Origin of the sequence: Bradyrhizobium sp. CCBAU 11434, from assembly GCF_028128895.1 — a bacterium.
GTDB lineage: Bacteria > Pseudomonadota > Alphaproteobacteria > Rhizobiales > Xanthobacteraceae > Bradyrhizobium > Bradyrhizobium zhengyangense.
Genome location: NZ_LBJX01000011.1, coordinates 848,219 through 860,749, shown reverse-complemented (window position 1 = coordinate 860,749; position 12,531 = coordinate 848,219). Strand labels below are relative to the sequence as shown.

The 12,531-nt window shown below is 64.3% G+C and carries 12 protein-coding genes; 2 read left to right on the top strand and 10 right to left on the bottom strand.

Annotated features, from left to right (window positions below):
• The first annotated feature begins 8 nt into the window (after positions 1–8).
• Positions 9–1,235: an ABC transporter substrate-binding protein gene (locus XI06_RS11535; protein WP_442869418.1), complete on the top strand. Its 1,227-nt coding sequence runs from the start codon at positions 9–11 to the stop codon at positions 1,233–1,235.
• A gap of 167 nt (positions 1,236–1,402) precedes the next feature.
• On the opposite strand, the gene XI06_RS11530 is transcribed toward XI06_RS11535, so the two are convergent.
• The 8 genes from XI06_RS11530 to XI06_RS11495 all read right to left on the bottom strand — a co-directional run bounded on the left by XI06_RS11530 (position 1,403) and on the right by XI06_RS11495 (position 10,201).
• A complete protein-coding gene (locus tag XI06_RS11530) occupies positions 1,403–2,659 on the bottom strand; it encodes a TCR/Tet family MFS transporter (RefSeq protein WP_271605343.1) in 1,257 nt (418 codons plus the stop codon).
• Positions 2,656–4,038, bottom strand: a complete 1,383-nt coding sequence (gene der, locus XI06_RS11525; RefSeq protein ID WP_271605342.1) for a ribosome biogenesis GTPase Der — start codon at positions 4,036–4,038, stop codon at positions 2,656–2,658. Before der ends, XI06_RS11530 begins: the two co-directional genes overlap by 4 nt.
• A 50-nt stretch (positions 4,039–4,088) precedes the next feature.
• On the bottom strand, positions 4,089–4,655 hold the full coding sequence (locus XI06_RS11520; RefSeq protein WP_237858396.1) for a hypothetical protein: 567 nt from the start codon (positions 4,653–4,655) through the stop codon (positions 4,089–4,091).
• 30 nt (positions 4,656–4,685) lie between these two features.
• A complete protein-coding gene (locus XI06_RS11515) occupies positions 4,686–5,339 on the bottom strand; it encodes a tetratricopeptide repeat protein (RefSeq protein ID WP_271605341.1) in 654 nt (217 codons plus the stop codon).
• Positions 5,340–5,508: 169 nt separating this feature from the next.
• The gene (locus XI06_RS11510; protein WP_271605340.1) at positions 5,509–7,095 is read right to left on the bottom strand and encodes a class I adenylate-forming enzyme family protein; all 1,587 of its coding nucleotides are present in this window, start codon (positions 7,093–7,095) and stop codon (positions 5,509–5,511) included.
• Positions 7,096–7,168: 73 nt separating this feature from the next.
• The gene (locus tag XI06_RS11505; protein WP_237858400.1) at positions 7,169–7,753 is read right to left on the bottom strand and encodes an NnrU family protein; all 585 of its coding nucleotides are present in this window, start codon (positions 7,751–7,753) and stop codon (positions 7,169–7,171) included.
• 71 nt (positions 7,754–7,824) lie between these two features.
• Entirely contained in the window at positions 7,825–8,403 is a 579-nt protein-coding gene (locus XI06_RS11500) for a hypothetical protein (protein WP_237858401.1), read from the bottom strand.
• 175 nt (positions 8,404–8,578) lie between these two features.
• Positions 8,579–10,201, bottom strand: a complete 1,623-nt coding sequence (locus XI06_RS11495; RefSeq protein ID WP_237858402.1) for a peptide chain release factor 3 — start codon at positions 10,199–10,201, stop codon at positions 8,579–8,581.
• Between the two features lie 160 nt (positions 10,202–10,361).
• On the opposite strand from XI06_RS11495, the gene sugE reads away from it, so the two are divergent.
• On the top strand, positions 10,362–10,676 hold the full coding sequence (sugE, locus tag XI06_RS11490) for a quaternary ammonium compound efflux SMR transporter SugE (RefSeq protein WP_237858403.1): 315 nt from the start codon (positions 10,362–10,364) through the stop codon (positions 10,674–10,676).
• On the opposite strand, the gene XI06_RS11485 is transcribed toward sugE, so the two are convergent.
• Positions 10,669–11,673 (bottom strand): inorganic phosphate transporter, encoded by a 1,005-nt coding sequence (locus tag XI06_RS11485; RefSeq protein ID WP_237858405.1) that lies wholly within the window; start codon positions 11,671–11,673, stop codon positions 10,669–10,671. The two genes, sugE and XI06_RS11485, sit on opposite strands and share 8 nt — an antisense overlap.
• A 99-nt stretch (positions 11,674–11,772) precedes the next feature.
• Positions 11,773–12,417 (bottom strand): DUF47 domain-containing protein, encoded by a 645-nt coding sequence (locus tag XI06_RS11480; protein ID WP_128952241.1) that lies wholly within the window; start codon positions 12,415–12,417, stop codon positions 11,773–11,775.
• Between the last annotated feature and the right edge of the window lie 114 nt (positions 12,418–12,531).

The following is a 12,531-nucleotide window of genomic DNA, read 5'->3' as shown; positions in this document are numbered from 1 at the left end:
AACCTTTTATGACGATGTTCGCGCGCCGCTCTGCGGCCCTTCTGGCCTGTGCCGCCGCTTTCGGATTTGCATCACCCGCTTCCGCTCAAGACAAGACCGTCACGATCGGCGTGCTCAACGACATGTCCAGCCTCTACGCCGATATCGGCGGTCCCGGCTCCGTGGTGGCGGTCAAGATGGCGGTCGAGGATTCCGGTCTGGCTGCCAAGGGTTGGAAAATCGAGGTCGTCAGCGGCGACCACCAGAACAAGCCTGATGTCGGCGTCAACATCGCGCGGCAGTGGATCGACACCCAGAAGGTCGACATGATCACGGACACGCCGAACTCGGGCGTGGCGCTGGCGGTCAGCAACGTCGCCAAGGAAAAGAACGTCGTCCTGCTCAACAATGGCGGCGCCAGCGCCGACCTCACCGGCAAGGCCTGCAACGCCAACACCATCTCCTATACTTACGACACCTACATGCTCGCCACCGGCACCGGCAAGGCGCTGACCAAGGCCGGTGGTGACAGCTGGTTCTTCCTGACCGCCGACTACGCCTTCGGTGCGGCGCTCGAGCGCGACACCAGCGCGGTCGTGACCGCGAATGGCGGCAAGGTGCTCGGCGGCGTCAAGCATCCGCTCAACACCTCCGACTTCTCATCCTTCCTGCTCCAGGCGCAGAACTCGAAGGCAAAGATCGTCGGGCTTGCCAACGCCGGCGGCGACACCACCAACTCGATCAAGCAGGCGGCGGAATTCGGCATCGTCGAGGGCGGCCAGAAGCTCGCAGCGCTGCTGCTGTTCATCAACGACGTCCACTCGCTCGGCCTCAAGACCGCGCACGGCCTGACCTTCACGGAATCCTTCTACTGGGACCTCAACGATGCCACGCGCGCCTGGTCGAAGCGTTTCCAGGAAAAGACGGCCAACAAGGCAATGCCGTCGATGACCCAGGCCGGCAACTATGCCGGCGTGATTCATTACCTCAAGGCGCTCGAGGCGCTCGGCGGCAATCCGCATGACGGCGCCAAGGTCGTCGCCAAGATGAAAGAAATCCCGACCGACGACCCGCTGTTCGGCAAGGGCCCGCTTCGCGAGGACGGCCGCCGCATCATCCCGGCCTATCTGTTCGAGGTGAAGAAGCCTGAAGAGTCGAAGGGCCCTTGGGACTATTACAAGCTGATCTCGACCATTTCTGCGGAAGACGCCGCAAGGCCGCTCAAGGACAGCGAATGTCCGCTGGTGAAGAAGTAAGCGCGGAAGGGTCTCTAACTCCACGACGTCATGCCCGGGCTAGTCCCGGGCATTCTCGTTCCTAGCCCGGAACGAGACTGCCGTAGGTCGGCAAAGCGAAGCGTGCCCACGCATTTTACCTGATCGAGAGAGATCGTGGGCACGGCGCAAGGGCGCCTTTGCCCACTCTACGGGACCGTCTTTGCGGTCGCGAGGGTCCGCACAGCGATCGCCACGCACACCACCATCAAGGCTGCGGCAAGCAAGAACGGTGCGCCGGGCAGATGCAGCGGCGCGCCGGCGCCGATGAAATAGGAAAACGTCAGCGTGAACAGGAACGGGCCGACGAGCTGTGACACGCTCTGCACGCTCGAAGTCGCGCCCTGCAACTGGCCCTGCTGATCGGGCGCCACCAGCCGCGTCATCAACGCTTGAGACGCGGCTCCCGAGATGCCCCACAGCGCCAGAATCGGAATACCGATCCAGGAGAGCGGCCCGGTCGGCGCGGTGCCAAGAACGATAAAGCCGAGCGCACCACAGCACAGGCCAAGCAGCAACGCGTTGCGTTCGCCGAGCACGCGTACGATCGGGCCGATCGCGAGCCCCTGCACCACCATGGCGCAGACGCCGACCATCGCCAGCGTCAGTCCCACCGTCTTGGAATCCCAGCCGTAGCGATAGGTCGCATAGAGCACGAAGGTCGAGGGCAGTACGACATGCGCGACCTGCGCGATGAAGTTGACGACCGATAACGCCGCCAGCGCCGCGCTGGAGCGCAGCAGATGAAGCGCACCGATCGGATTGGCGCTGGTCCAGCGGAACGGCGCGCGTTTGTCGGGGGCCAGCGATTCCGGCAGGACGAACACCCCATAGAGCGCATTGGCAAGGCTGAGAGCGGCCGATGCCCAGAACGGCAGTCGCGGATCGATATCGCCGAGCAGACCGCCCAGCGCCGGGCCGAGAATGAAGCCGGCGCCGAATGCCGCACCGATCTTGCCAAAGACCGCAGCGCGCCGCTCCGGCGGCGTGATGTCGGCGATATAGGCAAAGGCGGTCGAGATGCTGGCCGAGGTGATGCCTGAGATCACGCGACCGACGAACAGCCAGTTCAACGACGGCGCCAGCGCCATCAACACGTAGTCGGCGGCAAGCCCGAAATTCGACAGCAGCACCACCGGCCGGCGGCCGAAACGATCCGACAGCGCGCCGAGCAGGGGCGAGAACACGAATTGCATCAGCGCCCATGCGGTGCCGAACAGGCCGAAGATGCGGGCCGCATGCGCGGTGTCGTTGCCGACAAAACTCCCGATCAGCTTGGGCAAGATCGGCATGATCACCCCGAGCGCGAGCATGTCGAGCAGGATGGTGACGAAGATGAAGGCGGCGGCCCCGCGCCGGATCGGCGCAGCGCCTTGCGCTATCGCCTCGCCGGCATCGCCGCTCACGACGGCCGCTTGCGCTTGTGGGCGAACGGATTGGCCTTCTCGCGCAGGGTAATGCGCACCGGCGTGCCCGGCAGATCGAAGGCCTCACGCATCGAGTTGATGAGGTAGCGCAAATAAGACTGCGGCACCGCGTCCGCGCGCGAGCAGAACAAGACAAAGCTCGGCGGGCGCGCCTTGGTCTGGGTGATGTAGTTCAGCTTCAGCCGGCGTCCTGAGACGGCCGGCGGCGGATTGGCCTGGACCGCCTGCTCGAACCAGCGATTGAGCGCTGACGTCGGCACGCGCCGGTTCCAGAGCGCGTAGGCGTCCTGGATCGCCTGCATCAGGCGATCAATGCCCTCGCCCATCAGGCCGGAGACGGCGACGATCGGCACGCCCTTGAGCTGCGGCAGCAAATGGTCGGCATCGCGGCGCAGCCCCGAAATCGCGCCGCCGCCCTTGGTTTCCATCAGGTCCCATTTGTTGACGGCAAGCACGACCGCGCGGCCCTCGCGCTCGATCAGATCGGCGATGCGCAGATCCTGCTCCTCGAAGCGATTCTGCGAATCCATCATCATCACGACGACTTCGGCGAAGCGCACCGCACGCAGTGCATCGGCGACCGAGAGCTTCTCCAGCTTCTCCTCGATGCGCGAGCGCCGGCGAAGGCCTGCGGTGTCGAACACCCGAAACTCGCGGCCCTTCCAGTTGACCTCGACTGCGATGGAATCGCGCGTGGTGCCGGCTTCCGGGCTCGTCAGCAGGCGCTCTTCGCCGAGCAGATGGTTGATCAGCGTCGACTTGCCGGCATTGGGACGGCCGACGATGGCCACCCGGATCGGGCGCGTTGCAGCCTCTTCCTCGGAGATCGGCTCGTCGTCCTCGGCCTCATCCTCCTCGACAGGCTCCGGCATCAGCTTGGCGAGCGCGTCGTAGAGCTCGCCCATGCCTTCGCCATGCTCGGCGGAAATCTGGATGGGATCGCCGAGGCCAAGCGCGAAGGATTCCATCGCGCCGGCATCGCCATGCTTGCCTTCGCTCTTGTTGGCGACCAGCAGCACCGGCTTGTTGGCCTTGCGGGCGAAATCGGCGAAGGCGCGGTCCGTCGGCGTGAGGCCGATGCGGGCATCGATCACGAAGAACAGGGCATCGGCCTGCGCGATCGCGGCCTCGGTCTGCTCCTGCATGCGCGCAGTCAGCGAGCCCTTGGCGCCCTCGTCGAGACCGGCGGTATCGATGATGGTGAATTCGAGATCGCCGAGCCTGGCCTCACCCTCGCGTCGGTCGCGGGTGACGCCCGGCAGGTCATCGACCAGCGCGAGCTTCTGCCCGACCAGGCGGTTGAACAGCGTCGACTTGCCGACATTGGGCCGGCCGATAATGGCGATCGTAAAGGACATTGGTCATTCGTGCGCCGCGGAGGCTGCGCCTGTCAATTCGGTGAAAAATATCAGCGCGAGAAACTGCCGCTGGGCATCGGCGCCGGGAAGGCTCCCTGCGTCTGCTGTTGCTGGGTGGTCTGCTGCGCCGGTTGCGCCGGCTGCTGAGTGGATTGCTGGTCCGGCGGCGGCGCGGTGGTGCGTTTGCGAACGATCTTGTGCTTGGGCGGCGGAGCGGCCGGTGCCGGTGCCGCCTCGGGCTGAGCCTCGCCGTCGACCTCGCCGGCCGGCGCTTCGGCCGGTGCAGCAGCGGTGGGGGCCGGTTGCCTCGTCTTCTTGCCCCTGGCCGATTTTGACGATTTGGCGGGCTCGGCGGGCGGCGGCTCAGCCGGCAGCGCCGCGACGGCCGGCGCGTCCTGCTGTTGCTGCGCGCCCTTGTACATCTCCTTCGGCACGCCCTGCTCGAGGCCCGGCACGCCCTCGGGGAAAACAGGCTTGCGCTCGCCCGGCAGCTTCTTCTTGGTGTCGAGGAAGTCCATCAGGTCGCTCGGATCGAATCCGCCGCTGGAGCAGCCGCCCAGGACGCCCGTGAAGGCGATCAGGACGGCGGCTGCAATCAAACGTGGCGTGCGGCGCATATCGATATCTCGTCTCAGCTCTCGGGACCGTCAGCTTTTGGCGACGGGCGGCAGCAGGGCCTGGAGCGCCTCGGCGCGCGAGCGCAGGCTAGGAGGCGTTTCGCCGTCCTCGGCGATCGCGTCGACCCATTTGCGGGCGGCGGTCATATCGTTGTTGCGCCAGGCCGACAGCGCCAGCAACTCGCGGGCGCTGTGGCGGAAGGTCGACTTGGGCTCGGCGGACGTTTCCAGCCTCTGCTGGATGTCGGCGTAGCTCGCGCTGTCCACCAGCAGGCTCGCCGCGCGGATCTTCGCCAAATCCTGCCACTCGCCGCCGACGCTGCGGTCGGCGACGATGTCGTCAAACATCTTTGCCGCGGCCTTGGGATCGCGAGCCGACACCTCTGCTGCGGCACGCAGCCGCGACAGGATGCGATAGCCGGACGGGGCCTTGGCAGCGAGATCGGCGAAAGCGGTTTCAGCCTCCGCGTGCTTGCCCTGCTCCGACAGCTCGACGGCCTTTTCGAAGGTGGCGCCCGCCTCGGCGGCCTTCTTGGCCTCCAGGTACTGGTAGCCGCGCCAGCCGCCCACGGCCGCCACGATCAGCACCATCAGGGCGATGAAGTAGAGCGAATATTTGTCCCACAGCTTTTTGAGCTGTTCGCGACGTACTTCCTCGTCGACTTCATCAAATAATTCAGACACTTAAGGTAATCCCATGCCCGGCCGGGAGCGCACGCCAGATCGCGTGCATCGAAAGCCCGTCCCCACTTGGCGGCGGCGATACCCTAACGATATGGCGGTGGCAAGGCAAAGCAAGGCCGATCAAGGCGTTAACGCGCGATCCGGGATAGTCCGGAGCCGTAGGAGATCCTTACCAGAGCTCCCGCAACTGTCGCTTCAGGACCTTGCCGTTGGCGTTGCGCGGCAGGGGATCGGCGGTGATCACCATTGTCTCCGGCACCTTGTAATCGGACAGCCGCTCGGCGCACCAGGCCCGCAAGTCGTCGCTGCCGACCTGCGTCCGCGTGACCACGACCGCGTGGACCCGCTCGCCCAGCACCGGGCATGGCTTTGCGATGATCGCACTCTCGACCACGGCGGGATGACCGGCCAGCACCGATTCGACCTCGGCCGAATAGATCTTGAGGCCACCGCGATTGATCATGTCCTTCTGGCGGTCGAACACGCGGACGAACCCATCGAGATCGACCGAGCCGAGATCGCCGGAATGCCAAAAGCCGCCGGTAAAGCTCTCGGCCGTCGCTTTCGGGTTGTTCCAGTAGCCCTTGATGACGGAGGCGCTCTGAATCCAGAGTTCGCCGATCTCGCCGGGTGGAAGTTCGCGGCCATCCGTCCCCATAGCAATGATCCGCGCCCCCGGACACGGCAGGCCGACGCTGTCGATATGGCTTGCCGTCAGCTCGCCCGGCATGATGGTGGACGGCGACGTCGTCTCGGTCGCGCCGTAGCAATTTGCGAGCTTCAGGCCGGGAATCGTCGCCTTCAGCTTCTCGATCGTCGCGACCGGCATCGGCGCGCCCCCGAAGCCGCCGATGCGCCAGCTCGAGAGATCGTAGCTATCGAAATCGGGCCGCAGCAGGCAGAGATTGTACATCGCCGGCACCATCACCGTATAGGTGACGCGCTCGCGCGCCGCGAGCTTGAGGTAATCGGCCGCTTTGAATTCCGGCATGATGATCAGCGCGCCGCCGCAGCAGATCATCGTGGTGATGTTGGCGACGACGCCGGTGACGTGACCAAGTGGGACGGCTGCTATCGAGCGGTCGGACGCCGTCAATTCCAGGCAGGACACGAACACCATCGAGGAATGCACGATATTGCAATGGGCCAGCATCGCGCCCTTCGGCTTGCCCGTCGTGCCCGAGGTGTAGAGGATCATCGCGGTGTCCTCCTCGTTCGTCTCGATCGGCGTTGGCGCCGGCGCGTTGTCCGCCAGCACCGAGAAGCGCGAAAGCTTCGCGTCGTCATCGACGGCAATACGGTGCATCACGTCAGGAACATCGCGCGCATCCGGCAGCCGTTCAGCGAGTGCCGCCTCGTGGATCAGGATCTTGGCGCCGCAATCGGCGAGCACATAAGCGATCTCTGGTTTCTGCTGGCGCGTGCTGAGCAACACCGTAACCAGCCCCTCATGCGCGGCGGCGAACAGCAGCAACGGAAATTCGATGCGGTTGCCGAGCAGGATCGCAACCCGGTCACCGCGCTGCAGGCCGAGCTTGCGAAAGCCCGATGCAATCCGCGCGGCTTGCTCCACCGTCTGCCGCCAGCTCAGCCGGACATTGCCGCAGACCAGCGCCTCGCCGTCGCCATTGCGCGCCGAGGTCTGCGCTATCATTGCCCACAAGCTCGAAGGCCGATCGACGAAGGCCGGCACGACCCGATCACCAAAGCGCGCCTCGGACCGCATCGGCGGAATCTGAGATCGTGACCAGTCCATCGGAGAGCCCTCGTCTTGTTGCTTTTGTCACACTCCGCGCATCAGCACGGAGGTGATATGTTGCGCTGATCGGTTAACCGCCCATCACGGGAACGCCGATCACGACAGGATGGAATGCAAACGCCAGCGCCAGATAGGCGACGATGCCGACTGCGATCGCAATCAGATCGTTGGTGACGCCGCCCACCGGGATCGGCGGGCCACCGCTGTCGGTGCGATGTTTCAGCGAAATGCGGTCATACACGCCCCAGCCGAGAAACGAGCCGAACAGGATGATGGAGCCGAGATCGCCGTTGGCGAGCAGATGCGCAAACGCCCAAAGCTTCACGCCGGCGAGCATCGGATGCTTCAGCGTCGCATAGATGCGCCCGCGCAGGTAGGAGGCGACCACGAGGATGACGGCAGGCAGCATCAGCGCGACCGTGATGTGCTTCATCGCCTTTGGCGGATACCAGACGTCGATCCAGCCGGTCGCGCGATAGTGGGCAAAGCCCCAGACGATCAGCGCCAGCCCTGCAAGCGAGACGACCGAATAGAGGATCTTGTAGGTCCCCTCACCCAGGCGCGCGATCGCCTGTGCGCGTGCGTCCCGCTTCGTTGTGAAAATATGGGCGGCGAAAAACAGCACCAGCCCCAGGATCATGACCAACAGACCCACGACATCCTCCCCTTGAACCAGCGCCCCGCCTCTGAGGTATCATCGATTGGCCGCCGGTCGCAACTGATGCGCTACTTTCCGGGCTCGCGATTGTCGACATAGCGGATCGCAATTGGTCGTCCGGCCAGAGCACCGCCGAGGCCGCTGGTGAACTTCAGCGGCAGACAGGCGTTCAGAGACGAATTGATCGCGTTGAGGTAAGTGGTTCTGATATCGGCGGGGACGCCCGCAGTCGCAAAGGTCAGCCGCGGCGGGCCGACCAGGCCGCCGGCTTTATTGAAGCTGAAGCGAACAGCCATCTGCATGCCTGCGCGCACATTGTCGGACGGCGGCGACCAGCACGTGCGCAGTTCGGCAAAGAGGTCGCCGATCGTATCGAGATCGTGATCCGGCTTTTGATACTTGGCCCGATCAGCCTCCGCCGGCACGCTCTCGATCGTGAGCTGAAGGTTCTCGCCGTAGGGATAGTCGATCTCGGGAATGCAGGGGCCGGGCTCGAGCGGACTGCAATAGGACGGCGTGCAAGGCCGACCATCGAGCACACTGCACGGCTCATGCGCAAACGGGATTGGATTGATCTGGCGACGCTGCGCGTTGGAGGCAACGGTCGAGATCGCCAACAACGTGAAAACGAGAATGCCGCGCCACATGCTTTGAGCCCGCGATGTCACGCGAACAAACGTGGCATCCTCAATGAACGCGTCAACCCTGCGGGCGTTCACATGCTCGCGTTCAGGTACGCTGTCGTCGCCCGGCTTGCCAAGCCGGGGCATGACAGCGGAGGGTGTGGCCGCAGAGCCTAAGGGCGGTAGGCAGCACGAGCCCCTAGCCCTTCTTCTTGACGTCCTTGACGTTGGTGAACTCGATGCCTTCGGCGCGCTCTTTGGTGTAGCCGAGATAGAACTCGTTCCGGGCCAGGTACACGGGATCGCCGTCGACGTCATCGGCGATGCTGGAGGTGTTGGCGGCAACGAAGGTATCGAGCTTCTTGCGATCCTCCGAGGAGATCCAGCGCGCGAGCTGGAACTCGCTCACTTCGAACTCGACCGGCAGCGAATATTCTGCTTCGAGCCGTGCCTTGAGCACGTCGAGCTGCAGTGCGCCGACCACGCCGACCAGCGCCGGGGCCCCGTCGCGCGGACGGAACACCTGCACGACGCCCTCTTCCGACATCTGCTGAAGGGCTTCCTTCAGCTTCTTCGCCTTCATCGCGTCGGTCAGACGGACGCGGCGGACGATTTCCGGCGCGAAGCTCGGCACGCCGACGAAATTGAAGTCCTCGCCTTCGGTCAGCGTGTCGCCGATGCGCAGCGTGCCGTGATTGGGAATGCCGACGACGTCGCCGGCAAAGGCCTCGTCCGCCACCGAACGGTCCTGTGCGAAGAAGAATTGAGGGCTCGACAGCGGCATGCTCTTGCCGGTGCGTACCAGCTTCGCCTTCATGCCGCGGCTGAGCTTGCCGGAGCAAAGGCGCGCGAACGCGATGCGGTCGCGGTGGTTCGGATCCATGTTCGCCTGGATCTTGAACACGAACGCGCTCATGCGCGGATCGGTGGCTTCGACCTTGCGTTGGTCGCTGTCCTGAGCGCGCGGCTCGGGAGCGAACTTGCCAAGACCTTCGAGCAGGTCGCCGACGCCGAAATTGCGCAGCGCGCTACCGAAATAGACCGGCGTCAGATGGCCCTCGCGGAATGCCTCGAGCTCGAACGGTTTTGAGGCCTCGGTGACGAGCTCGAGTTCGTCTTTCACCGCGGAGGCATCGAGATTGGCGTTGAGCTTGGCAAGCTCGGCGATCTCGATCTGCTGCGCTGCACCGGTCTTGGCGCCGCCGCCTTCGAGCAGACGCACGCCGCCGTTGATGACGTCATAGGTGCCGAGGAAGTCGCGGCCACGGCCGACCGGCCAGGTCATCGGCGTGGTGTCGAGCGCCAGCGTCTTCTCGATCTCGTCGAGCAGCTCGAACACGTCGCGGCTCTCGCGGTCCATCTTGTTGATGAAGGTGATGATCGGGATATCGCGCAGACGACACACCTCGAACAGTTTTCGCGTGCGCGCCTCGATGCCCTTGGCGGCGTCGATCACCATGACGGCGGAATCGACCGCCGTCAGCGTGCGGTAGGTGTCTTCCGAAAAGTCCTCGTGGCCCGGCGTATCCAGCAGGTTGAACACGAGGCCCTCGAACTCGAAGGTCATGACCGAGGTCACGACCGAGATGCCGCGCTCGCGCTCGATCTTCATCCAATCCGAACGGGTGTTGCGCCGCTCGCCCTTGGCCTTGACCTGACCGGCGAGATTGATGGCGCCGCCGAACAGCAGCAGCTTTTCGGTCAGCGTGGTCTTGCCGGCGTCCGGGTGCGAGATGATCGCAAAGGTGCGCCGCCGCGACACTTCTGCGGCAAGCGGGGAACGGGCCGGCGATTCGGCTGTGGTGGCTGCAATGTCGGACATGGCGGGAGCGTTTGGCAGGGAAAATGGGAGCGATCAAGCCTCATTTGGTGATTGCACAGCCCTTCGGCCAGCCCCATATCGGCTTCCGGGGAGGACGACCTCCCCGTTCACCAGCATATTAGCCTAGCGGGGACGGCCCTGCCTTGAATGGAGGGTCGTCATGGCCTGGAGCGTCCTGTTCGTCGCCGGCCTGCTCGAGATCACCTGGGCGATTGGCCTGAAATATACCGAGGGCTTTTCCAGGCTGGTTCCCTCCGTCATCACGCTCGCGGCCATGGCCGGCAGCGTGATCCTGCTCGGCATTGCTCTGAAGTCCCTGCCCGTCGGAACTGCCTATGCGGTCTGGACCGGCATCGGCGCGGTCGGCACGGCCACGCTCGGCATCTTCCTGTTCGGCGAGCCGGCCACAGCGCTTCGCCTCGCCAGCATCGGGCTGATCGTGGCAGGCATCGTCGGGCTGAAGCTCGTTACTTGAAGATCTGGACCGCCCACCAGCTCAGCGCCGCGACGATTGCCGAGGCGGGCATCGTGATGACCCAGGCATAGACGATCGAGCTCGCAACATTCCAGCGCACCGCCGAGAGCCGACGGGCAGCCCCGACGCCGACGATGGCGCCGGTGATGGTGTGGGTGGTCGAGACGGGAACCCCGAGGAAGGTTGCCATGAACAGGGTCGCCGCGCCGCCAGTCTCGGCGCAAAAGCCCTGCATCGGCGTCAGTTTTGTAATCCGCAGTCCCATCGTACGCACGATGCGCCAGCCGCCCATCAGCGTCCCCATCGCCATGGCCGCCTGGCACGACAGTACCACCCAGAACGGCACGAAGAATTCGCTCCCGAGCTGGCCCTGCGAATAGAGCAGCACGGCGATGATGCCCATGGTCTTTTGCGCATCGTTGCCGCCATGGCCGAGCGAATAGAGCGAGGCGGAGGCGAATTGCAGGATGCGGAAGGCGCGGTCGACCGCGAATGGCGTCGAGCGCACCGAAAGCCACGACACGATCGCGACCAGCATCATCGCAAGTAGGAAGCCGACGAGCGGAGACAGCACGATCGCGATCACCGTTTTGGACAATCCGCTCCAGACCGCCGCCGAGAGCCCGGCCTTTGCCACGCCAGCACCGAATAAGCCGCCAATCAAGGCGTGAGACGAGGACGATGGGATGCCGAGCGCCCAGGTCACGAGATTCCAGACGATGGCGCCGACCAGCGCCGCGAAGATCACCTGGGCGTCGACAATGGCGGGATCGATGATGCCGGTGCCGATGGTCTGGGCGACGTGCAGGCCGAATACCATGAAGGCGACGAAATTGAAGAACGCCGCCCAGAACACCGCGAATTGCGGCCGCAGCACGCGAGTCGAGACGATGGTCGCGATCGAATTGGCGGCGTCGTGCAGGCCGTTCAGGAAATCGAACAGCAGCGCGACGGCAACCAAGCCGACCAGAACGGGAAGACCCAACGCAGCATCCACGGCGTGGCCCCTACTCTAAGCCTTGCGGATGATCTCCGCGCAAACGCGTTCCGCGTTTGTCGCGAAGGAAAATCGCTGCACACTTTTCCGGATCATGCGCTACACTTGCTCGATGACGATGCTGTTGATCTCGTTCGCGACGTCGTCGAAGCGATCGGCCACCTTTTCAAGGTGATCGTAGATCTCGACGCCGACGATGAAGTCCATCGCGCTGCCGTTGCGGTGCTTGAGGAACAGCTCCTTCAGGCCGATGTCGTGGAGATCGTCGACGCGGCCCTCGAGCTTGGTCAGCTCCTCCGTGATCGCGGTCAGCATCGCCACGTTCTTGCCGATCTCCTGCATTAGCGGCAGCGCACGGCCGACCAGATTGGCGCACTCGATCAGCAGCGCACCGATCTCGCGCATCGGCGGCTCGAAGGTGCGAACCTCGAACAGCATCACGGCCTTGGCCGTCTGTTGCATCTGGTCGATGGCATCGTCCAGCGAGGTGATGAGGTTCTTGATGTCGCCCCGGTCGAACGGCGTGATGAACGTGCGGCGCACCGCTGTCAGCACCTCGCGGGTGATGTTGTCGGCGTCGTTCTCGAACTGGCTGACGCGCTGGCAATAGACCGGCGTCTCCTCGCCGCCGTTCAGCACGCCCTGGAGCGCGATTGCGCCCTGGATCACGGTCTGGGCATGACGGTCGAACAGGTCGAAAAACCGTTCTTCCTTGGGCAGGAAAGCGCGAAACCAACGCATCATGGGGATAGTCTACCTGATGGAAATGGGCAGGCCCGAACGAGCCGTCACAAAACCGTCATAGACCATTTTCGCGTCGCGCGCGTGTCATCTGGCGCTTGCGGAGCCGGATCATCC

Coding starts and splice junctions, on each gene's coding strand:
- XI06_RS11535 (WP_442869418.1), top strand. CDS start 9: ATGACGATGTTCGCGCGCCGCTCTGCGGCCCTTCTGGCCTGTGCCGCC.
- der (WP_271605342.1), bottom strand. CDS start 4,038: ATGTCCTTTACGATCGCCATTATCGGCCGGCCCAATGTCGGCAAGTCG.
- XI06_RS11520 (WP_237858396.1), bottom strand. CDS start 4,655: ATGCGCCGCACGCCACGTTTGATTGCAGCCGCCGTCCTGATCGCCTTC.
- XI06_RS11510 (WP_271605340.1), bottom strand. CDS start 7,095: ATGGACTGGTCACGATCTCAGATTCCGCCGATGCGGTCCGAGGCGCGC.
- XI06_RS11500 (WP_237858401.1), bottom strand. CDS start 8,403: ATGTGGCGCGGCATTCTCGTTTTCACGTTGTTGGCGATCTCGACCGTT.
- XI06_RS11495 (WP_237858402.1), bottom strand. CDS start 10,201: ATGTCCGACATTGCAGCCACCACAGCCGAATCGCCGGCCCGTTCCCCG.
- sugE (WP_237858403.1), top strand. CDS start 10,362: ATGGCCTGGAGCGTCCTGTTCGTCGCCGGCCTGCTCGAGATCACCTGG.
- XI06_RS11480 (WP_128952241.1), bottom strand. CDS start 12,417: ATGATGCGTTGGTTTCGCGCTTTCCTGCCCAAGGAAGAACGGTTTTTC.